Genomic DNA, 21738 nt, shown 5'->3' on the forward strand with positions numbered 1-21738 from the left:
CGACACCCGTTGCTGTGACTTCACACATGCCGCGGATCAATGGGGGTCGCAACACCCGCGCACGATTCGATCACTTCAGCGACGTCGAGACACATCTCCTCGGAGAATCGCCTCCCGATCACCTGGACTCCGATCGGCAATCCGTCTACCAGGCCGCCGGGCACCGCGACGGCCGGAAGGCCCAGGGCGTTGCATGCGGTTGTGATGGACATCCGCGCGAACGTTCCGGCCACGTCGGTGAGGCTGTCCTGGGCGGCAAAAGGACGTGCGCCGTACACCGGGGCGACAATGACTCGACCTGCGTCGAAGAATTCGCCCCATGCGCGTTGCAGGCGTGCCCGAGCGACGTATGCTGCGAGAACACGGGTCGCGGAGGGCGGCTCAGCGAGGGCAAACAGCCGCTCCACGAAGGTTCCCTGTTCCGACCCCCACGGCGGTTGCATTTCCTCCACCGTGAGACTCATGTCTGACTTCAGGATGTCAAGCCATACCGTGGCGGCCTGCTCGATGCCGGGCGGCTCGATCTCCTCCACGACGTACTCCGCCTCTGCCATGGCTGTGCCGATGTCTCGCACCACCCGCTGAACTTCCGGCGAGGTCCCGCCGGGCGAGGGGTCGGGGAGGAGCGCAATTCGCGGGCGCTGAACACCCGCGCCCAGGTGCTCAGAAACCGAGACCGACCATGGATCTCGCCAGTCCTGGCCTGACATCACTGGGAGCGCCACCCGCAGATCGGCCACCCGGCGGGCCAGAGGACCTTCGGTCAACATCAACTGAAGGCTGATTGGTTGCTCTGCCGGCTCCTGCATGGCCGCGCGGGGAATGCGTCCCAACGTCGGCTTGAGCGCGGCGACACCGCAACATGAAGCGGGCCACCGCAGCGACCCGCTGAGGTCCCCACCGACGCCGAGCGGGCTCATGCCCGTCGCGATGGCGGCGGCCTCGCCCCCGCTCGATCCGCCCGGCGTCACTCGGGGGTTCCAGGGGTTGCGCGTGGCGCCATGCAGCGTACTGGTGGTGTGCCAACCGATGCCGAAGTCTGGGCAGTTGGTACGCGCGATCGGGATTGCACCCGCTGCGCGCAGCCGTCGAACGTGCGGCGCATCATCCGATGGGATGGCACTCGCAAGGGCCGGCACCCCTTGCGTCGTCGCCGATCCGGCGAGGTCGATGTTCTCTTTCACGCTGAACGGCACACCGTGCAACGGCCTCAGGGGATTTCCGTCAGTTATCGCGCGATCCGCCCTGTCAGCAGCAGCACCCGCCTCCTCCGCCAAGACGAGCGTGACCGCGTTCAGAGCACCGTTCACGGCGGCGATACGATCGAGGTGAGCGTCGACCACCTCACGCGCGGACAGTTCACCGGTGCATATACCGGCCGCAAGCTCGGCGGCACCCCGACGCCAGATTTGTGTGTGTTCGTTCGTCGTCATGCGTCGCCTGGTGCTGTGTGGAGGAGGGCATCGAGCGCTACGCCGGACGAGACTAGGTCGACGAACGTGCGCACGAAGCGTGCGCCGGCTGCTCCGTCGATAAGGTCGTGGTCGATAGACACCGTCAGACACAGATGCTCTTGTTCACCGATTTCGCCACCATGGCTGGCGAGCCGCTTGGCAATGGCGCCGAGCGTAACCTCGACGCTCGTTGCACTGGGAGCGAACCCCCACCCGGGGACCCCGCCACTCCCTGCTCCGACGTTCGATATCGCGATCACACCTGCGTTGGCAAGAAATCGGGAGTTTCGTGACAGGTAACGCACGGCCGGGCTGACGAACACCACAGGCAGGTGACGCATCGGCCACGGAAGCGGGGAGCCCTGTGGGACTCCGGCGCGGAAACGCAAACTCAACTCGCGAACCGATGCGCGATCGGCAGCTCGCAGTGTAAGAAACCCCACTACCGGCTCATCACCGTGGAATTGCTCCAGATAGCAGACGACGTTGACGTCTTCGAACAGGATCAAACGACGCCCCCGACGGATGGAGTTGAGCTGCGGGTGCTGGCGCACGGCGCGCGCCAAACATGCGGCAACATACGCCGTGAATGATATCGACTCGCCGGTGTGGCTGCGATGCTCGTGAATCAATCGCCGCGGCTTTGTCACATCGGCTTCGACGAAGGCCACCATGAGTCGGCGCGAACCAGCCACATTCATCAGTGCGGCCATGACACGTCGGCTGCGCGGCAACGGCACGACGCGGTATCCCGCACCCGTTTGTGCGGCAGTAACATCCCGTGCGTCGTTGTCTGAAGAGGTCATCGCAATCCTGAGTCGCTGCATCAAGCCATCTGCCATGCCCAGCATGGGCATTGACGGGGCCTGGCAGCTAGGGACCTTGGTCCCTGCCAACGGACGCGAGCAGTTTCGCCGCCGGCTGGATGGGGCAGCTGCCACGTGAGCACGGGGATGCAGCGAGGGATACAGGACCTTTGTCACTTAAGCCCGGCAGTCACGGAGACATACGATCTGAGCGCCCGGGTAGACCGGACCGCAACGAAGGAGGCGCACAGTGAAGGTGTTGGTGGCTTACGCGAGTAAGTACGGCGCAACGGAAGGAATCGCGCAACGGATCGGAGAGGGGCTCCGGCGCAGGGGGCACGAGGTGGATGTCACGCGGTGCGAAGACGTCACAGAGCTGTCCCGATTCGACGCCTACGTCATCGGATCGGCGACCTACGAGTTCAATTGGCGAAAAGACGCAAGGAAGCTCGTAGAGCGCAACGTCGACGCGCTCGCCGCACACCCTGTGTGGCTCTTCAGCAGCGGCCCGGTCGGAACTGAAAAGGTTGATAATGAAGGCAAAGATGTCCTGAAAGGCGCCGAGCCCAAACAGTTCCATGAGTATGAGGAGCTCGTCCACCCACGCGGTATGCAAGTGTTTCGCGGTGCCTACGACCATGACAAGTTGCGTGGCGCCGACCGGATCATCGCATGGATGCCGGCGATCCGCGACATCATGCCGCAGGGGGACTTCCGAGACTGGGATGCGATCGATGCATGGTCATCCTCGATCGCTTACGAACTCCAGACGGTGACCTCGACACAGCGGGCCAGTAGCGGCTGAGGCTTCACTGAAGATGCCCGCGGCACCTGATGGCTCGCTCTTCTTGCTGACCTAGACGTTCGACGCGGTTCGGGCTCACATGTCGGCGAGCAGATCCTTCATCGTGGCAATCTCGGCCGTCTGCGAGTCGAGAATCCGCTGGGCCAAAGCGAGTACATCGCGGTTGGTTCCATCGTCGAGCTCGTCTTCCGCCATCTCAATGGCACCCTCGTGGTGCTCGATCATCTGTCTAAGGAAGAGAAAAGCGGCTTGATTTCCCTCTGCAGCTTCAAGTGCCGACATGTCGTTGTCAGACATCATTCCGTCACCATGACCCATGCCGTCCATGCCCCCGGATGACGGCATGCCCCAGTCGTCCAGCCAGGACTCCATCACGTCAATCTCCGGGCCTTGCGCGTCCTTGATCTGCTGAGCCAGATCCAGAACGCGCTGGTCGACATCTGACTCCTCGAGAATTAAGTCACTCATTTCGACTGCCTGCTCATGGTGCGGAATCATCATCATCGTGAACATCCGGTCAGCTCTGTTCACGTCGCTCCGTTCGCCTGCAGCCGGCGATGACGGCATCCCATGGGGACCCATTCCCGGCATCCAGTAGCTGTCGTTGCCGGTGCAGCCGGCCAGAGACAGCATGAGCGCCACAGCAGTGGCTGCGATCAGGATCCGACGGATGTGCTTCATGACAATCACTCCATACCCGGCTGAATCTCGCACGGTGGTTATTCACAGAATACCCCTCCGGGGTATGTGCGGAAAGTCCGGTTGTCTTCGGGGCTTTTGCCGGCGGCACGCTCGCGTACGCCACTCCACGCCATTTTCTCTGCGCCGACCTCGGCATGTGCCGCGCGGGCTCGCGCGTCGCGGATCAGCGACTGCTTGTTGGAGGACCAAGTGCCTATGTATACGTTTCTAGAACGGTGCACACTGGGAGACACGCGGGTCGTCGAGAAGGAGTCTGATCATGAGTGATAACCCTTACGCACTGGCGAGACCACCGGCCGTTATGGAATCGGGCGTCGAGTCCCTCGACCTTTCGCAATGCTGGCGACTCCTCGCTTCGAACGATCTCGCACGGCTAGCCGTCGTGGATAACCTCGGAGCGGACATCTTTCCCATCAATTACCTGGTGAAAGACGAGCAGGTGTTCTTCCGGAGCGCTCCTGGCTCGAAAATCGTGAGTCTGACGGAGAATCCCGCCGTTGCCCTCGAGATCGACGGCACCGAAGAACGTAAGCGATGGAGCGTAGTCGTACGCGGAGAAGCGCACAGGCTCAACTACGACGCCGACATCGAAGAGTCAGGCGTGCAGCGCCTTCATACGATGCCGAACTCCCAGAAATGGAACTATTTTCGGATCAGTCCCCGGTCAGTGACCGGAATCAGGTTCCGCTCCGCCCGTCGCTCGGCCCGATCCAGCCCGGGCACAACATGATGGCTTCAGAGCACATGTGTTCGAGGCAAGCAGTGCCGGAGTCGTCGTGAAAGACGGAACCCGGGTGCTTCGTTCTGGTTATTTGCGGTTCTTCGCTGGGGTTGGCAAGGATGGACGATGGCCGACTGGACCTTTCTGACCCATCACGCCCATGTCCTGCTGGAGGTGGCGAAGAACCCGGATGCCCTCTTGTCGGACATTGCCTCGTCAGTGGGCATATCTGCGAGGGCAGCGGTCACAATCCTGAACGACCTGGAAGAGCTGGGGTATGTCGATCGCGAACGCCGTGGGCGACGCAATCACTACCTGGTTCATGGGAATCAACCGCTCCGACATCCCACCAACGCCACTCATACGGTGGGTGAACTGGTCGCAGCGTTGGCCGACCTTCCCTGAGGATTCCGTCAATTCCTCTCGACCCAATAGATGAAGTGTGGTTCAGTAATCCTGCCCAGTTCGGCGGGTTCCTGGGACTCGTCTGTGCGAACGCTGGGGCAGCCGCCATTGGAAGAAGCGCACGCTTCATCATTCAGGACCAAAGTCACTGTCCGCTCGTTACTGCAGTGGGACGATGAGTAGGACGGTCGGTCGAATCTGACGCAGTCCAGGCGAGCCGAGGTGGATGACCCCACAGGTGCTCGGGCATCACGTGGCCGGTGGGCGTCGCGGGTGCACCAGTTCTGACGGTGGGGTTGAGCGGTCCCCGGCCCTTGGAACGGAGACGAGGGCGGGATGGTTCTTAGCTGGCGATGGTGGACGTGGGCAGCGTGGTGCGCGGGCGCTCTGCTGGCGCTTCCGGTTCTGGGTCTGGGAACGGGCGGCCTGGTGGCCTATGGTGCGGGTGTGCCTGCATCGGCGCTGGTGGCGGGTGCAATCACCGGCACATTGAAGAGGGGCCGGGTGCGGTCGGACCGCCAGGACCTGGCGGGTATCGCCGTGCTCTATGTCGTTGTCGTCAGTCTCTTCGGGCTGGCCTTCACCGGGTTCGGCACAGACAACGTGCTCGGGCTTTTCCTGTGCTTCGCCGCGGGGATGCTGGTGGGAGTAGCCGGACCGATCGTCTACACCGTATGGCTGCGGCGGCGCCCCCTGTCTTCGCTGGGACTGGGCGCGAATCGCTGGAAATCGGCACTGGCGCTCAGCGTCGCGCTCGCCGCGATTCAGCTTCTGGTCACTCTCGTCGGAAGGCGCCTGCCTGCCAACCCGGAGGACTGGGTGCCGTTGCTGGTCATGTCACTGACAGTCGGCGCGTTCGAGACGGTGTTCTTCCGTGGATTCATTCAAGACCGCCTCAGGGCGGTTGGCGGTCAGGCCGCGGGAGTTGGCGGGGGAGCCGCCTTATATGCGGTGTACCACGTCGGGTACGGAATGAGGGGGCTGGAACTTGTCTTTCTCTTCGCCCTCGGGACCGTGTACGCATCGGCATACGCGCTCGTTCGGAACGGTCTCGTGCTTTGGCCGTTCCTCACGCCGCTCGGGAGCTTTTTCAACAACGTAACCAACGCGGACATCGAACTGCCGTGGGCATCTATTCTCGGGTTCCTCGACGTCCTGGGCTTGATGGCCGGGGTCCTCTGGCTCGCGCGGCGACACTCGAAGAAGACGCGTGCCGCTTTCTCCGGAGTCGCTCACGAGGAACGAAAGCGATGAGAAGGTGGACACCCGTCGAACTCGCCCACTGCAATGCTTTCGCGGCCCATGTGTCGATGTGACACCCGACGCCGCGACACACCCGGGTGGCCGTCGGAGCCGTAGCCGCTCGGTTCAGGCACTGGGCGAGGATCACCAAGGAGGCGGCGCATGCAGGCACCGATCGTCACGCTGACCATGAATCCTGCCCTTGACGTGTCGATTTCGGTGGATCGCGTCGTGCCCGAGCGCAAACTGCGGAGCGGCCCGGGCCGCTTCGACCCAGGCGGCGGGGGTATCAATGTGACCCGTGCCATCAGGAATCTCGGTGGCAGTTCGACCGCGGTCTACCCGCTTGGTGGGCCCACCGGTGAGGCGTATCGCAGTCTCGCGGAGGCCGCCGGTGTCTCAGGCCACGTGATAAGGATCGCTGGCGAAACCCGGGAGAGCTTCACAGTCCACGATTCATCCACGGGTGAGCTTTACCGATTCATCCTGCCCGGGCCGGAATTCGTTGAGCGCGAGTGGCGCGCGTGTCTGTCCGTCGTCGGCCACAATCTTCCTCGAGGGGGGTTCCTCGTGGCCAGCGGCAGCCTGCCACCGGGAGTCCCGGCTGACTTCTACGCGAGGGTCACCCGGCTCGCCGCCGGTCAGGATGTCCGCGTGGTCGTCGACGCGTCAGGGCCGGCACTTGAAGCGGCGCTGGCCCAGGGCCTTTTCCTCATCAAACCCAGTCGCGACGAACTTGCCGAATTGGTCGGGGCTCACGGCGAGTTGGACACCGACGAGCAACTGCGAGCCGTCGGTGCCCTCGTCACGGAGGGTCGCGCTGAACACGTCGCGCTGTCCCTGGGTGGCGAAGGCGCACTTCTTGCCTGGGCGGACGGCACACTTCGACTGTCGACGCCGCGGGTCGAGGTGGCAAGTGCGGTTGGAGCGGGCGATGCCTTCCTTGCCGGACTCGTGCTTCGGCTTGCCGAAGGCCAGCCGATCGAAAGCGCGTTTCGCACAGCGGTCGCAGCGGGCAGCGCGACGGCGGCGATGCCCGCCACGGAGTTGTGCAGCGCTGAAGACGTGGCGACGCTCGAGGGTCAGCTCGGTCTCGGCTGACTGCCGGCGGGACCTAGGACCCTATGTTCGCAACCGCGGTCGTGTGAGACTCCCCTCATGACCGCTGCATTCACCGACACCGCGTCAGCACGCGCGGGGATGCCGGGACGGACCGCTTTCGTCGTGTCGGACAGCACGGGCGTCACCGGTGAGACGATCGCCGAGGCGCTGCTGTCGAGCTTTCCGGCATTCAGCTTCGACCGTCGCACCATCCCATTCGTGGATAACGAAGCGACGGCGCGGGAGGTAGCCGCCGAGATCGACCGCGTCGCGGCGAAAGGTCTGCGGCCGATCCTGTTCCTCACCGTCGCCGATGCCGAGCTGCGCCAGATTCTCGGCGGTTCCCAGGCGATCATCATCGACCTTCTAGGTGCGCCCCTCAACGCACTGGAAGCGGAATTGGCGACGACACCGTCCACATCATCCCGAGCGGGGCACAAAGACAACGAGCGCCGCCGCGTGAGGAAACGGATGCGCGCGGTCGAATACGCCATCGAGCATGACGACGGACAAGGCGCCACGGCACTGGAGGTGGCTGAGCTCATCATCGTCGCTCCGTCCAGGTGCGGAAAGACCGAGACCGCGATGTATCTCGCCATCCAGTTCGGACTCCTCGTGGCGAACGTCCCGCTCACCGACGATTCACTGCACGAAGGTGAAGGACTTCCTGCGACCGTCATACCGCACGTTCGACGATGCTTCGGACTGACGAGCACCCCACTTCGGCTCCATCAGGTGCGAAGCGAACGGTGGCCGAACTCTGCCTATGCCAGCCTGCAGCAGTGCACACGGGAATTGAGGGGGGCCGAGAAGGTGTATCGCCGCCACGGCATCCCGTTCCTGAACTCGGCGATGTCGAGTGTAGAGGAAACGTCCGCAGCCATTGTCCAGGCGATGGAACTCCGGACCGAAGATCCCTGAAAGGAAGATGAGATGACGAACGTTCTGTGGTTCGAGGACATCGATATGAACGACGTTCCCCAGGTCGGCGGAAAGAACGCGTCTCTTGGTGAGATGGTGTCTGCGCTCGCCGGGAGGGGAGTGCGGGTTCCCACGGGATTCGCAACGACGGCCGATGCCTACCGTCAGTTCCTTTCCGCTGACGGACTCGCCGATCGGATCCGGGATGCCCTCGCCCGACTCGACGTCAGTGATGTCGCCTCCCTCTCCGCGACCGGCACCGCGATCCGCGACTGGGTCGAACGGCAACCGTTTCCTGCCGAGCTCGAGCGTGACATACGCGACGCATACTCCGCGCTTTTGGCCGCTGAACAGGACCAGGAGGTGGTGACGTGGGCCGTGCGATCGTCTGCCACAGCCGAGGATCTTCCCGATGCCTCGTTCGCCGGCCAACAGGAGACCTATCTGAACATCGGGGGAGTCGAGAACATCCTTTCCGCGATCAGAAGCGTTTTCGCCTCGTTGTACAACGACCGCGCAATCGCTTACCGCGTGCACAGTGGCTACCGGGATCATGACATCGCGCTCTCCGCGGCGGTCCAGCGCATGGTGCGGTCGGACATCGGAGCTTCTGGGGTCATGTTCACGGTCGACACGGAGTCCGGCTTCGATCGCGCTGTCCTCATCACGAGCGCGTACGGGCTCGGCGAGGCTGTCGTGCAGGGCGCGGTGAACCCGGATGAATTCTTTGTCTACAAGCCCGCGCTGCGGCAGGGGCGGCGCGCGATCCTCAAGCGGCAGGTCGGGGAAAAGGCGGTCGCTCTGCGTTACGCGGACGGTCGCGGAGTCGGCAGCAGCACCGTCTTCATTGAGGTGCCCCTCGACGATCGCCAAAGGTTCAGCATCACCGACGCCGAGGTCGAGGAACTCGCCCGGCACGCGCTCGTCATCGAAGAGCATTACGGGCGGCCCATGGATATCGAGTGGGCTCGCGACGGAAACGACAAGCGGCTCTACATCCTGCAGGCCCGCCCCGAAACCGTGGTGTCACGCGCAGGCGGAAACGTACTCCGCCGATTCGTGCTCCGCGAGAAAGGCGAGGTGCTGGTCACTGGCCATGCAATCGGCCAGCGGATCGGGGCAGGCCCGGTCCGCGTCCTCGACAGCATCGCGACGATGGACAGCTTCCGGGCCGGGGACGTGCTCGTGGCCGACATGACGGACCCCGACTGGGAGCCGATCATGAAGAAGGCCTCGGCGATCGTGACGGATCGGGGCGGCCGCACGTGCCATGCGGCGATTGTCGCGAGGGAACTGGGAGTCCCGGCCGTCGTCGGCACCGGCAGCGCCACACGCGACCTCGCCGGCAGCGGCGACGTGACCGTCTCGTGCGCCGAGGGTGACGATGGAGTCGTCTACCGGGGCCATCTCGAGTTCGCCGAGGTGCAGACGCAGCTGGACAGGATGCCGGACATCCCGGTCAGGTTGATGATGAACGTCGGCACGCCTGACCAGGCCTTCTCGTTTGCATCCCTGCCGAACCGGGGAGTCGGCCTCGCCCGGCTCGAGTTCATCATCAATAACCAGATCGGAATCCACCCTCAGGCCCTCCTCGACTACGACGAACTGACAGGCCAGCTCAAGACGGACATCGCCGACCGCATCGCCGCATACGACTCCCCACGCGACTTCTTCGTGCGTCGGGTAGCAGAGGGGGTCTCGACGATCGCCGCAGCGTTTGCGCCGGAGCCCGTCATCGTACGCACGAGCGACTTCAAGTCGAACGAGTACAGGAGCCTTCTCGGTGGGCGGCGATACGAGCCTGAGGAAGAGAACCCGATGCTCGGCTGGAGGGGAGCGTCCCGCTACATCACCAAGAGCTTCTCGGATTGTTTCGCGATGGAATGCGAGGCGCTGCGGTACGTCCGCGACGAGATGGGCCTGACCAATCTCAAGATCATGATCCCGTTCGTGCGAACCGTCCAGGAAGCCGCAGCGGTGATCGATGTCCTCGCCGAGAACGGGCTCCGTCGGGGCGACAAGGGCCCCGAGGTGATGATGATGTGCGAGATCCCGTCGAATGCCCTCCTCGCTGACCGGTTCCTCGACCACTTCGACGGCTTCTCCATCGGATCCAACGACATGACACAACTGGTGCTCGGTGTCGATCGGGACTCGTCGCTGGTCGCCGGCGCCTTCGACGAGCGTGACCCGGCCGTGCTCGACGTTCTGCAGCGAGCGATCGCGGCCTGCGTACGCCGCGGCAAGTACATCGGAATCTGCGGCCAGGGCCCGTCCGATCACCCAGACCTCGCAGACTGGCTCGTGGACCAGGGCATCGAATCCATCTCGCTCAATCCGGACACCATCGTGGAGACCTGGCTGAGACTGGCCCAGCGAGCAGGCGGAACAGAGGCGTCGACGACGCCCGCCGCATCGCGCCGGTCCGGGTCGGGTTTGCTCGCGGAGACCGCCGAGACACGTCGATGACGGCACCCGCGGGACCTTCGACCCTGCCGGCACCGAGCGAGCCCCTCCACACTGTGAGGAGAAATCCGCAGCCTGAAGGGACCAGAGATGACTGCCTCGAAGCGGCAGGTCACGCACGACGACATGGCGATCCAGAAGGACGACAAGACGATCCAACGGGCCGTCGAGGAAGAACTCGACTGGACCCCCGACGTGAACGCGACTCATATCGGCGTTTCGGTCGACGGCGGCCGCGTGACGCTTTCCGGCGCCGTAGACAGCATCGCGGAACGAACCGCCGCTACGAAAGCTGCGTACAGGGTGGATGGTGTCACCGGCGTCGAAGACGACATCGCCGTTCGCCGCGACCCCGCCTCCAACGCTGACATCGACATCCAGCACTCCGTCGACCGCATCCTCGAATGGACCAGTGGTGTCCCCAGCACGGTCACGGCCAAGGTGCACGATCGCAAGGTCGTGCTCACCGGCCAGGCCGATTGGAACTACCAGCGCGTCGCGGCGGCCAAGGCAGCCGGACGCGTGCTCGGCGTGGTCTCCGTCGACAATCAGGTCACCCTTCAGCGTCGGCCGTCCGCCGGCGACACCGCTGAGCGCATCAAGAACGCCTTCGTCTGGAACGCCACACTCGACGCCAACACCATCACGGTGACGGTCTCAGGCAACACGGTGACGCTGACTGGATCGGTGCACTCGTGGGCCGAGAAGAAGCAGGCGGTTCTCACCGCCTGGTCGTCGCCGAACGTGGCGGAGGTCATCGACGACATCATCGTCCTCTGAGCGGCAACGAGAGAAAGTGAGCGCGAAAATGAAGGCACTCGTGTACGGCGGTCCCGGGGTGAAATCGTGGACAGATGCTCCCGACCCGGTGATCCTGCACCCGACGGATGCCGTCGTGCAGGTCGACACGACCACGATCTGCGGCACGGACCTGCACATCCTGAAGGGGGATGTGCCCGCCGTGCAAACCGGTCGCATCCTCGGGCATGAGGGCGTCGGAACGGTGACAGAGGTGGGCGCTTCAGTGACGAGTCTTGCGGTCGGGGACCGCGTGATCATCTCCTGCATCAAGTCCTGCGGGCACTGTGCGAATTGCGCGATGGGGTTGTTCTCGCACTGCCTCGGCGACGAAGGCCGCTCGGGCATCGGCTGGATATTCGGCCACCTCATCGACGGGACCCAGGCCGAATACGTGCGGGTCCCGTACGCGGAGAATTCCCTGTACAAACTGCCGGACGGTGTTCCGGACACGGACGCTGTCATGCTCTCAGACATTCTGCCCACCGGTTTCGAGATCGGAGTGCAGTACGGGCAGGTCAAACCCGGCGATGTCGTCGCAGTCATAGGTGCCGGGCCGGTCGGGCTCGCCGCGATCGCGACGGCGGGGCTGTACGGCGCAGCCACCGTCGTTGCCATCGACCGTGACACCAACCGGCTGGAGCAATCCAGACAGTTCGGCGCAACGGACACAGTGATCTCCGGCACCGGCGACTGGAAACAGCAGGTCCTCGCACTGACCGACGGTGCGGGAGTAGATGTCGCGATCGAGGCGGTCGGGGTTCCTCTGACGTTCACCATGGCCACCGAAATCGTGCGCCCCGGAGGTCACGTCGCCAATGTCGGTGTGCACGGAAAGCCGGTGGAGTTGCATCTGGAGGACCTGTGGATTCAGAACGTGACGATCACGACAGGCCTCGTCAATGCCAACACCACCCGGATGCTGCTGAAACTCGTGGCGCAGAAGAAGATCCCGGTCGACCGACTGGCCACCCATCATTTCACCTTCGACCAGATGCTTGACGCCTATGACACCTTCGGGAGAGCCGCCGAGACCAAGGCGCTCAAAGTTGTGATCAGCCGCAGTTAGCACGCGGCGCGGTGTGTTGTGGTTTCGAACCTGGCCGGGGCCGATCGTCGGAGACCTGACATGGCCCTGTCCTCAGAAGACACCAGACGTTACGAGGCGGTCATCTTCGACCTGGACGGCGTCGTCACCGACACCGCCACGGCGCACGCCGCCGCCTGGAAGCGACTCTTCGACGAGGTGCTGCCGCTGCTGGCGCCGAGTGCTGCCCCCTTCGACGTGCACGAGGACTACCGGCGCAGCATCGACGGCCGGCCACGTGAAGAAGGCATCCGCACCTTCCTCGCCACGCGCGGCATCACCCTCCCCGAAACACCTGAGAAAGCCCCGCCCGAGACTCCGACCGTCCAGTCCCTCGCGGCTCGTAAACAACAGTTGTTCGAGCGCCAACTCGACGAGCATCCGGTCGCCGCTTACCCCGATGCGATCTCCCTTCTGCACCGTCTACAGACGCGCGGCATCCCCACGGCTGTCGTCACCTCGAGCCGCAACTGCGGTCGCGTCTTGCAGGCGGCCGGAATCGCCCACCTCTTCGATGTCACTGTGGACGGCACGGACGCCAGGCGCATGCACCTGCCCGGCAAGCCTGATCCAGCCACCTTCCTGGAAGCGGCGCGACAGTTGCACGTGACGGCCGCCAAGGCCGTTGTACTCGAAGACGCTTACGCAGGCGTCGCCGCGGCCGCCAACGGAGGTTTTGGATGGGTCGTCGGAGTCAACCGGAACGGAGACGAGGACGCACTCCGCACCGCGGGTACACATGTGGTGGTGACTGACCTCAATGACCTGGAAAAGCGTCTGGCGGCCGCTCACCTCGGATGGGCCGGTGGGGGATCTGACACCAACCCGTGGCGGTTGCACTACGTCGGATTCGACCCCGCAACCGAGCCACTGCGGGAAACCCTCTGCGCACTCGGAAACGGTTACTGGGCGACCCGTGGCGCCGCACCAGAGGCAGATCCGACACCACCGCACTATCCCGGCACGTACCTCGCCGGTGTGTACAACCGTCTGCGCACCCAGATCGATGAACGCACTGAAGAGGACGAGAGCCTGGTGAACGCGCCGAACTGGCTGCCCCTCGCGTTCCGCATCGGCGACACAGGTGACTGGTTCGACATCCGGACGGCCGACGTGCTCGATTACGAACAGACGCTCGACCTCGGCCGGGCCGTTCTCACGCGAACCTTCCGAACCCGGGATTCCGGAGGCCGTATCACCCGCGTCACCCAGCAGCGCTTCGTATCCCAACACGACGACCACGTGGCCGGCCTCGCGGTCACGTTCGAAGCAGAGAACTGGTCCGGTCCGATCACCGCACGTTCGGCGGTGGACGGGCGCGTCGCAAACCGTAACGTTCCCGAGTACCGTCTCCTAGCTGACACCCACCTGAGGCCGCGCGCGACCGCCGAGCCAGACGCCGACACGGTGCTACTCGAAATGGAGACCTCCCAGTCCGGTATCCACATCGTGATGGCAGCCCGTACCCGGGTGCGCGTCGACGGGATCGTGCAGCACCCTCGTCGTGTTCTGGTGACGGATGCGGCGGGCTGGGTCGGCCACGAACTCAGGTTGGAGGCGCGGGAGGCGCACGCGATAACGATCGAAAAAACCGTGGTGGTCTGCACGTCGCGCGACCGCGCCATCTCATCGCCTGCGCTCGCGGTGACGAACCGGATGCGCCGACTGCCCGACCTGGCGGACCTTGTCTCTGCGCACGAGTCGGCATGGCGGGAGCTGTGGAACGAGTTCGCTGTCGTGCTGGAGACGGGTCGAGAGCAGGTCGGCTCGCGCCAGCAGTTGGCTCTCAACATCAATATCTTCCACGTGCTCCAGAGCGTCGCCGCCGTCACCGCCGATCTTGACGCGGGGCTGCCGGCGCGCGGGCTGCATGGTGAAGGCTATCGGGGACACATCTTCTGGGACGAGATGTTCGTCTACCCGACGTTGTCTCTGCACCGCCCGGAAATCAGCCGGGCGCTGCTCGGCTACCGCTATCGACGGCTCGGCGAGGCACGCGCTGCCGCGCGGGCGGCGGGCCATCAGGGTGCGATGTTCCCGTGGCAGAGCGGCATCGACGGGCGGGAGGAGACACCCACGGAACTCTTCAACCTGCGTGACGATGAGTGGATGCCCGACAATTCGCGGCTTCAGCGGCACGTGGGTCTCGCCATCGCCTACAGCGCGTGGAAATTCTACGAGTCCACGGGCGACATCGGGTATCTCGTCGACCAAGGTGCCGAACTGATCATCGAGATCGCCCGTTTCTTTTCCAGTCTGGCCATTCACGACGAGACGGCCGATCGTTACGACATTGCAGGTGTGATGGGACCGGACGAATTCCATGACGGGTACCCCGACGCCCCGGGCACCGGGTTACGCAACAATGCCTACACGAACGTGATGGCCGCCTGGGTGATGCAACGAGCGGTGGAGGTCGTAGCGTTGCTATCGCCGCGGTACGCCGACCAGATGTGGAACCGGGTCCAGCTGCGTCCGGGCGAACCGGACGATTGGCGACGCGTCGGCAGCCGATTGCGGGTCCCGTTCCATGCTGACGGCGTAATCAGTCAGTTCGAGGGCTATGAGCATCTGAAGGAGTTCGACTGGGACCGGTACCGCGCCCGCTATGGTGCGATCGGCCGGCTCGACCTGATTCTGGCGTCCGAGGGGGACCACACCAACAACTACAAAATGTGCAAACAGGCTGATGTCCTGATGCTGCTGTACCTCTTCAGCGCCGACGAATTGCGGCAAGTTCTCCTCAGTCTGGGCTATGACTTCCCGCCGGAGGCGATTCCTCGCACCGTCGAGTACTACCGGGAACGCTCCAGCCACGGCTCAACCCTCAGCAGCGTCGTGCATTCCTGGGTGGAAGCCCGCGGGGACCGGGCACGTTCGTGGAGTTTCCTGGTGCAGGCTCTCGAGTGCGATCTGGCCGACAGTCAGGGCGGCACAACGCACACCGGGGTGCACCTCGGTGCCATGGCTGGGTCAATCGATATGGTCACACGCTGCTACACCGGCCTGGAGTTGCGCAATGGCACGCTGTGGCTACACCCCGTGCTTCCTCCGGAAATCTCGGGAATAGACTTCACCGTGTACTTCCAGCAGCAGTTGGTGCGGGTCGTCATCGACTCGGCCATGCTGCGCTTGTCTGTTCTTCCCGGTGGTGCGGCACCGCTGCTCGTCAATGTTGAGGGTGCCGCGGCACAATTGAGTCCTGGCGAGTCGCGTGCATTTTCCGTGAGCGGCGCATAGTACGGCTATGTGCGCTTGTCCCGCCTCAGCGACTTGTGTAGAGCGTCCACGAAGAGAATGGCCAACCCGCCCGCCAGCACGAAGATCCAGCCGATCCACGACGGCCAAGTGCCACCCAACAACTCGGCAAGCACAGGGATCCCCAGAAAACACACCACGAGAGCGAGGTCCACCCCGACGGCGAACACCAGCGCGCGATTGGCGAACACGGGATGGGACCATGCAGGAAGCGTTTCGCTCCGGCACGCGAAAGCATTGGCGACTTGAGCCGAAGCGATCGTGGCGAAGACCGTTCCTGAGGCCATGGCTAGCAGGTCTGGCTGAGCTGATTCTCCCCACCGCCAGCCTCCGAGCAGGAGGACCGTCGTGAAACCCGTAAGGGAGACGGCAGCCTCAACCGGTCCGAGAACGCCGAACGCGCGGACGAGGAGCGGCCTGGTGATCAAGGGGTGCGAGCGGTCCTTCCCCTGCATGACTCGACGGCTCGGAGGTTCGACTCCCAAGGCCAACGCCGGGAGCATATCCGTGCCGATGTCCAGAGCAAGCACCTGCAGCACGCTGATCGCGAGGGGGAAGTTGCCACCGCTCAGCGCCCAGACGGCGAACGGCGCCAGTTCAGCAACGTTGTCCGTCAGGTGATAGGTGAGGAACCGTCTGGCGTTGGCAAACGTTGCTCGCCCGAGGCGAATGGCCGAAATGATCGTCGCAAAATGGTCGTCGAGGAGCACGAGGTCGGCTGCTTCGCGTGCAACATCGCTCCCGCTCGCACCCATCGCCACCCCGACGTCGGCCTCCCTCAGAGCCGGAGCGTCGTTCACCCCGTCTCCCGTCATAGCGACGACGTGTCCTCGCTGTTTGAGAATCCGTGCGATCCTCAGCTTGTCTGCCGGAGCCACGCGCGCAACAACGGCGCCTTCCTCGTGGTCGAGGATGGCACCCAATTCCCGGTCGTCTCGGGGCAGGTCAGGTCCGAGCACAGGTCCCCCAGGAAGAAGCAGACCGACTTCCCGGGCGATCGCCCGAGCAGTATCGGGATGGTCTCCCGTCACCATGACCACTCGGATGCCGGCTTGGCGGCACGACTGGATCGCTCGGTGAACATCCGGCCGAGGTGGATCCTCCAGCCCCAGGAGTCCCAGAAGTTCGAGCCCGGTTTCGATTTCCTGTGCTGAGGTCCCAACAGTCAGTGCCCGACCGGCAACGGCCAGCACACGCAGACCGCGAGCCGCCATGGCATTCACCGCCTGGGTGCACTCGGGAGTCGTGTTCGTGCATTGCTGAAAGACTCTCTCCGGTGCACCGATCACGCTGACACGGTCGCGGCGAATCGCGGAGCTCATCATTCGGTCTGCCGTATATGGGAACCGGCTCTCTGGTTGAATTGCGTCGATGTCGATTCCGCTGCGCATGGCGAGGCACACGATCGCTGCCTCGAGCGGGTCGCCCTCGGCCACCCATTGCCCGTCACGAGAAATGGGGCGCCCCACCACGCATTGCGCAGCGGTTGACGAGATGCCGGGCAGGAGCGCCAGGGCAGCGGGTCTGCCTCCTGACTGGGCCACCGGTTCGTATCCTTCACCCGTGACGGTGACGGCCCCGTGGAAGGTCCACACTTCGACCACAGACATCCGGTTCTGGGTAAGGGTCCCCGTCTTGTCTGTGCAGATGATCGTTGTTGCTCCGAGAGTCTCCACAGCGTCGAGTCGCCGGACAAGTGCGTTCTGGTCCGCCATGAGCTGGGCGCCGCGGGCGAGTGCGAGAGTGACGGTCGGCAGGAGACCTTCCGGTACGAGGGCGACCGCCACACCGACCCCAAACAGAAATGCTTCGGTGGGTTGAAGTCCCAGAACGATCCCGGTGAGACCGAGGCCGACGCCAGCCAGTACGGCGATGGTGGCCACCGTCCGGACAACACGGTCCAGTTCACGAGCCAGGGGACTCGGTGGCCTCGTGGCGGCCTGCGCGAGTTCTGAGATCGCCGCCAGCGTCGTGTGTGAACCGGTGGCTGTGACAAGCGCTTCCGCGTGGCCCTCGACGACGAAGGTGCCGGCCGACAGCGGATCTCCTGCCGCACGGGCGACGGCGTCGCTCTCACCGGTCATCATCGATTCGTCGACTGCGAACGCAGTGGACTCTTCGACCCTCATGTCCGCTCCGATGCGATCACCCGAGCTGAGCATCACCCGGTCGCCGCGGACCAGGTCGGCTGCGTCGATGGTCACCAACGAGCCGTCTCGCCGAACCCTCGTGACGGTCGGAAGCAGAGCATGAAGTCGCTCCGCTGCCCTGTCGGCGCGGTATTCCTGCCAGAAAGCGAAGAGAGCGTTGAGGACGATCACGACGACGATAGCCACGCCAAGTGCTGGTGTTCCGCTGAGCAGGGCGAGCCCGGCGGCTGCCCACAGGAGTATCGCCAGCAAGTGCGTGAACTGGCGCATCAACGCAGCCACAGGTGACCGACGCGCCGCCGGAGGCGGCACGTTCGGACCGTCCTGGTTCAGCCTGACCTGTGCTTCGCCCGATGTCAGCCCGGCTGGCGAGCTCGTCTTTTCAGGCTCGCGGGCCATCGCGCTGTACACGCTTCCACATTGGCATCCAGTCGACTCGTCCCGTCTCGCGTCCGCCATGGGCGCCCTTCACATGAGTCTGACTGCGGACCGGATCGCTCGACCAGGGTCGAACGTCCTGAGGAACGCGGCAGGACCTACGACCGTGCCGGCGTCGACGTGTCCGATGTCGCCGCGGTCTCGCTTCTCGCTCCCGCCGTCACCGTCCGAATCGCCGATGCACCCACTCAAGGGTCAGGCTCGCGCCGGCGGAAGTGCCGATCGCGGCGACCAGAAGATCGTTCGGGGGCATGTCCAACTCCAGGAAGTCCACGATCAGGGGAACCGACAAGACCACTATCAGACCGAGGTATGACGCCCCGACGATCGCGGCGGTGATGGGAGTGAACGGTCGAGCGAGAACGGTCAGAACCCACAGGGCAGAGAGCGTCAGCGTGATGACCGCTGATGTCTGCACCTCCGCGCGGGGCGCTGCAGCGACGATAGTGGCATAGGCGACCACGAGGGCGACCGCGACCGCCACGACAAGGCCGGAGGGGACGCAAAACCGAAGGGCTCTCCGCAGAAACCCGGGACGGTAAAGGCGATCGTTCGGCAGAAGGGCGAGAACCAGAGCGGGAAGGCCGATCGTCAGACCGTCGACCACCGAGAGCTGGCGTGGCAGGAAGGGGTATGGCAAGAGGAGCGCTCCGCAGGCCACCCCGAGAAGGACTGCGTACGTCGTCTTGGTGAGGAAGAGTTTTGACAGTCGTTCGACGTTGGCGATCACCCGACGGCCTTCGCCGAGGATCCCGGGCAGCCTGGCGAAGGCACCGTCGAGCAGCACGACGTCAGCTACCGCCCGAGCCGCCGACGAACCAGAGCCCATGGCGATGCCGAGGTCCGCGTGCTTCAGCGCGAGCGCGTCGTTTACACCGTCTCCCGTCATTGCCACGGTGTAGCCGAGTGATTGGAAGCCCAGCACAAGCGCCTTCTTCTGCTCCGGCGTGACCCGACCGAAGACCCGGTCTGTACGGAGAATGCTTGTGAGTTCGGCCGGGTCTCGGGGGAGGAGTCGCGCGTCGACGCCGGTGAAGCTGCCGGGGATTCCGGCCTCCCGTGCTACCGCGGCCACAGTCAGTGGGTGGTCGCCAGAGATCACACACACTTCCACGCCTTGCCTGCCGAAGTAGCGGATCGTTTCGGCCGCGTCCCCACGGATCTGCTCGCGGAGCACCACCAGCGCAACCGGCTCCAACGCCGCCGGCAGAGCGGGTGCTTCTCCGTCCTCCGCCAGCTGGATGCGAACGTCTGAATGAGCGAGAACCAGTGTGCGGAGGCCGGTATCCGCCATTGAGCCGGCGCGGTTCAGCAGTGTCGGCGAGCTACCAGACGACGCGCCAAGCACGATGTCCGCGCCCCCGAGGACCCACGACCCTGGCATTCGGCCATCAACGAAATAGGCAGCGCTCCATTTGTGGCGGCTCGAGAACGGGATGGTGGCGTCTGGCAGCACAGCTTCGACGCTGTCGGGCGGAAACGCTCGCCCGATCGCCTGCGCCGTGGCGTTGGCCACCGGATCAGCCGCGAACCAGGCCAGCGCGAGCTTCCAGCCCTTCGGTGGTCGGTCCACGGGTTCCACGCGGTCGAGAGCGAGTGACCCTTCCGTCAGTGTGCCCGTCTTGTCCACGCACAGCATGTTGACCCGCGCGAGACCTTCGACTGAGGCGATCTCATGGACGAGTACCCGGCGTCGGGAGAGCTTCACCGCCCCGACCGCCAGCGCCACGGATGTCATGAAGACGAGCCCCTGGGGCACCATCGCGATGAGCCCCCCGACAGCCCCGATCACCGCATCCCGCCAGGCGCCATTCGAGAGCGCCGTTGCCCAACCGCCGGCTGCCTGCATTTGACCGTTCAGGAGGATGCAACCGACAGGGAGCAGCCCGATCGAAATCCAGCGGATGACGCGCCAGATCGACTCCCGCAATTCACTGCGGACCGGTGAGAAGGTCCGGGCTTCTGCGGTGATGCGTGCCGCGTACGAGTCGGCACCGACACGAACGACCCGTGCGAGCCCGCTCCCGGAAAGCACGGTTGACCCGCTCAACAACTCTCTGCCAAGATCTGCACTCACCGGGTCCGCTTCGCCATTCAATAGGGATTCGTCGACTTCGATGTCCCGACCGGCGACCACCTCGGCATCCGCGGTCACTTGCTCGCCGGGACGCAACTCCAGCAGGTCGTCGAGCACCACGTCCGCCACGGAGCATTCGACACGACGGCCGTCGCGCAGCACCAGGGCCCGTGGCGCGTTGAGCACCGCGAGATGGGCCAGCGTTCGCTTGGCCCGGTATTCCTGCACGACGCCGATCAGAGTGTTGGCGACGAGGAACAACCCGAACAAAGCGTCCTGCCACGCTCCGAGCGTGAACAGAAGCGCGGAGCATCCGCCTACGACGGCATTGAACAGCGTAAGAACGTTGACGCGAACAATGTTCAGGAGCGACCGGCCCGTGTCATCCGGCTGGGTGTTGCCGAGCCCGTGGTCCCGGCGCTCCTGAACCTCCGCGGTGCTGAGCCCGGTCGGGGTTGTCACGCCCATCCCGGTGCGACTCCGCCGGTTCGGAGGAACGACTGGAATGATTGCTCGAGGAGTGTTGAACCCTCCATGCGCCGGTCCTTCCTTCGTACCGATTCATCGTCGTTCATGACCGGCATCCGTTTGAAGGGGCTTTCGTCCCTCGTGACGTTGCACGGACGAAGGACCGTGGACCCTCGGCACAGGCACCGCGCTCGCTAAAGACCCAGAGCGTGACGGTCCGACTCCCTGACGCGGTGTTCGACGGTCGTCACCCTTGACTGTCTGTGCGGGAATTCCTCGGCGTCGCTGGCGGAGCCGGCGCTGCACGTGGGCGGTGGACGACCAGAACGGGACAGCTCGCGTGTTCCGCGCAAGCGGCGCTCACCGAGCCGAGCAGCACGCCGGCCAGCCCGCCATGACCTCTGCTGCCCAGGACGAGCATCCTTGCTCAGCTCGATGAGCGTTTTCGCAGCCGGTCCAGGAGCTGTCGTGGTCGACAGGTATTGCGGAGGTGCGCCGTCGAACGCGTGGGTGATCGCTTCCGTCAGGATCGTTCTGGCCTCCTCCTCCGGCGACGGGAGGGGGATCGGTCGGTAATCTCCGATCACCGGGTATTCCCACGTCATCACAGCCTCCAGTCGCACACCGAGCGCCTCCGCAATCTCGGCAGCTTCCCGAAGGGCGTCGACGGATGATTCCGACCCGTCGACTCCGACTACGACGTGACGTTTGCTGGTGCTGTCGGTCATGTCTCCACGCTGGATGACGCTGGACAGAATTAGTAGGGCCGAAAGTCACACTGAAGACTCGGGACTTTCGCCCTGTAGCTGTGCACGCGAAGCGCGTTCACTGAAAGAGTC

Annotated in this window: 16 protein-coding genes; 10 read left to right on the top strand and 6 right to left on the bottom strand. The window is 64.3% G+C overall.

What is annotated here, in order from left to right:
• Nucleotides 1-20 precede the first annotated feature (20 nt).
• Both BM197_RS05720 and BM197_RS05725 read right to left on the bottom strand, forming a co-directional pair.
• Entirely contained in the window at nucleotides 21-1433 is a 1413-nt protein-coding gene (locus BM197_RS05720; RefSeq protein ID WP_090709619.1) for an amidase, read from the bottom strand.
• A complete protein-coding gene (locus BM197_RS05725) occupies nucleotides 1430-2311 on the bottom strand; it encodes a 2-oxo acid dehydrogenase subunit E2 (RefSeq protein ID WP_090709620.1) in 882 nt (293 codons plus the stop codon). Before BM197_RS05725 ends, BM197_RS05720 begins: the two co-directional genes overlap by 4 nt.
• A 199-nt stretch (nucleotides 2312-2510) precedes the next feature.
• On the opposite strand from BM197_RS05725, the gene BM197_RS05730 reads away from it, so the two are divergent.
• Nucleotides 2511-3065: a flavodoxin domain-containing protein gene (locus BM197_RS05730; RefSeq protein WP_090709622.1), complete on the top strand. Its 555-nt coding sequence runs from the start codon at nucleotides 2511-2513 to the stop codon at nucleotides 3063-3065.
• Between the two features lie 75 nt (nucleotides 3066-3140).
• Here the strand turns inward: BM197_RS05730 and BM197_RS05735 are convergent, their stop codons facing one another.
• Nucleotides 3141-3746, bottom strand: a complete 606-nt coding sequence (locus BM197_RS05735) for a DUF305 domain-containing protein (RefSeq protein ID WP_090709623.1) — start codon at nucleotides 3744-3746, stop codon at nucleotides 3141-3143.
• A gap of 280 nt (nucleotides 3747-4026) precedes the next feature.
• On the opposite strand from BM197_RS05735, the gene BM197_RS05740 reads away from it, so the two are divergent.
• From BM197_RS05740 to BM197_RS05780, 9 genes are all read left to right on the top strand, one after another.
• Nucleotides 4027-4497: a pyridoxamine 5'-phosphate oxidase family protein gene (locus BM197_RS05740; protein ID WP_090709625.1), complete on the top strand. Its 471-nt coding sequence runs from the start codon at nucleotides 4027-4029 to the stop codon at nucleotides 4495-4497.
• A 117-nt stretch (nucleotides 4498-4614) separates the two neighbouring features.
• Complete coding sequence (locus BM197_RS05745) at nucleotides 4615-4893, top strand: helix-turn-helix transcriptional regulator (RefSeq protein ID WP_090709626.1); 279 nt, start codon at nucleotides 4615-4617, stop codon at nucleotides 4891-4893.
• 336 nt (nucleotides 4894-5229) lie between these two features.
• Nucleotides 5230-6147, top strand: a complete 918-nt coding sequence (locus BM197_RS05750) for a CPBP family glutamic-type intramembrane protease (protein WP_090709627.1) — start codon at nucleotides 5230-5232, stop codon at nucleotides 6145-6147.
• Nucleotides 6148-6297: 150 nt separating this feature from the next.
• On the top strand, nucleotides 6298-7236 hold the full coding sequence (locus BM197_RS05755; RefSeq protein WP_090709629.1) for a 1-phosphofructokinase family hexose kinase: 939 nt from the start codon (nucleotides 6298-6300) through the stop codon (nucleotides 7234-7236).
• Nucleotides 7237-7293: 57 nt separating this feature from the next.
• A complete protein-coding gene (ppsR, locus tag BM197_RS05760; protein ID WP_245762404.1) occupies nucleotides 7294-8157 on the top strand; it encodes a pyruvate, phosphate dikinase/phosphoenolpyruvate synthase regulator in 864 nt (287 codons plus the stop codon).
• A 12-nt stretch (nucleotides 8158-8169) separates the two neighbouring features.
• Nucleotides 8170-10626, top strand: coding sequence for a phosphoenolpyruvate synthase (gene ppsA, locus BM197_RS05765; protein WP_090709631.1), 2457 nt, complete (start codon nucleotides 8170-8172; stop codon nucleotides 10624-10626).
• 87 nt (nucleotides 10627-10713) lie between these two features.
• A complete protein-coding gene (locus tag BM197_RS05770) occupies nucleotides 10714-11403 on the top strand; it encodes a BON domain-containing protein (RefSeq protein ID WP_090709633.1) in 690 nt (229 codons plus the stop codon).
• 28 nt (nucleotides 11404-11431) lie between these two features.
• Nucleotides 11432-12490, top strand: coding sequence for a zinc-dependent alcohol dehydrogenase family protein (locus BM197_RS05775; protein WP_090709634.1), 1059 nt, complete (start codon nucleotides 11432-11434; stop codon nucleotides 12488-12490).
• 60 nt (nucleotides 12491-12550) lie between these two features.
• Entirely contained in the window at nucleotides 12551-15748 is a 3198-nt protein-coding gene (locus tag BM197_RS05780; protein WP_090709636.1) for a beta-phosphoglucomutase family hydrolase, read from the top strand.
• Nucleotides 15749-15753: 5 nt separating this feature from the next.
• Here BM197_RS05780 and BM197_RS05785 read toward each other — a convergent pair whose 3' ends face one another.
• The 3 genes from BM197_RS05785 to BM197_RS16835 form a co-directional block, all read right to left on the bottom strand.
• Nucleotides 15754-18315 (bottom strand): cation-translocating P-type ATPase, encoded by a 2562-nt coding sequence (locus BM197_RS05785; protein ID WP_090709638.1) that lies wholly within the window; start codon nucleotides 18313-18315, stop codon nucleotides 15754-15756.
• Between the two features lie 199 nt (nucleotides 18316-18514).
• Nucleotides 18515-20899, bottom strand: coding sequence for an HAD-IC family P-type ATPase (locus tag BM197_RS05790; protein ID WP_090709640.1), 2385 nt, complete (start codon nucleotides 20897-20899; stop codon nucleotides 18515-18517).
• A 194-nt stretch (nucleotides 20900-21093) separates the two neighbouring features.
• Nucleotides 21094-21627 carry a universal stress protein gene (locus BM197_RS16835; RefSeq protein WP_090709641.1) on the bottom strand — a complete coding sequence of 178 codons (534 nt, stop codon included), beginning with the start codon at nucleotides 21625-21627 and terminating at the stop codon, nucleotides 21094-21096.
• Nucleotides 21628-21738: the final 111 nt, after the last annotated feature.

Source organism: Mycetocola miduiensis, from assembly GCF_900115155.1.
Taxonomy (GTDB): domain Bacteria; phylum Actinomycetota; class Actinomycetes; order Actinomycetales; family Microbacteriaceae; genus Mycetocola_A; species Mycetocola_A miduiensis.

What these genes read in the sequence shown, in the direction of transcription:
- BM197_RS05720 (WP_090709619.1), bottom strand. Translation starts at nt 1,433, where the DNA reads ATGACGACGAACGAACACACACAAATCTGGCGTCGGGGTGCCGCCGAG.
- BM197_RS05725 (WP_090709620.1), bottom strand. Translation starts at nt 2,311, where the DNA reads ATGCCCATGCTGGGCATGGCAGATGGCTTGATGCAGCGACTCAGGATT.
- BM197_RS05735 (WP_090709623.1), bottom strand. Translation starts at nt 3,746, where the DNA reads ATGAAGCACATCCGTCGGATCCTGATCGCAGCCACTGCTGTGGCGCTC.
- BM197_RS05740 (WP_090709625.1), top strand. Translation starts at nt 4,027, where the DNA reads ATGAGTGATAACCCTTACGCACTGGCGAGACCACCGGCCGTTATGGAA.
- BM197_RS05745 (WP_090709626.1), top strand. Translation starts at nt 4,615, where the DNA reads ATGGCCGACTGGACCTTTCTGACCCATCACGCCCATGTCCTGCTGGAG.
- BM197_RS05750 (WP_090709627.1), top strand. Translation starts at nt 5,230, where the DNA reads ATGGTTCTTAGCTGGCGATGGTGGACGTGGGCAGCGTGGTGCGCGGGC.
- BM197_RS05755 (WP_090709629.1), top strand. Translation starts at nt 6,298, where the DNA reads ATGCAGGCACCGATCGTCACGCTGACCATGAATCCTGCCCTTGACGTG.
- ppsR (WP_245762404.1), top strand. Translation starts at nt 7,294, where the DNA reads ATGACCGCTGCATTCACCGACACCGCGTCAGCACGCGCGGGGATGCCG.
- ppsA (WP_090709631.1), top strand. Translation starts at nt 8,170, where the DNA reads ATGACGAACGTTCTGTGGTTCGAGGACATCGATATGAACGACGTTCCC.
- BM197_RS05770 (WP_090709633.1), top strand. Translation starts at nt 10,714, where the DNA reads ATGACTGCCTCGAAGCGGCAGGTCACGCACGACGACATGGCGATCCAG.
- BM197_RS05775 (WP_090709634.1), top strand. Translation starts at nt 11,432, where the DNA reads ATGAAGGCACTCGTGTACGGCGGTCCCGGGGTGAAATCGTGGACAGAT.
- BM197_RS05780 (WP_090709636.1), top strand. Translation starts at nt 12,551, where the DNA reads ATGGCCCTGTCCTCAGAAGACACCAGACGTTACGAGGCGGTCATCTTC.
- BM197_RS05785 (WP_090709638.1), bottom strand. Translation starts at nt 18,315, where the DNA reads ATGGCCCGCGAGCCTGAAAAGACGAGCTCGCCAGCCGGGCTGACATCG.
- BM197_RS05790 (WP_090709640.1), bottom strand. Translation starts at nt 20,899, where the DNA reads ATGGGCGTGACAACCCCGACCGGGCTCAGCACCGCGGAGGTTCAGGAG.
- BM197_RS16835 (WP_090709641.1), bottom strand. Translation starts at nt 21,627, where the DNA reads ATGACCGACAGCACCAGCAAACGTCACGTCGTAGTCGGAGTCGACGGG.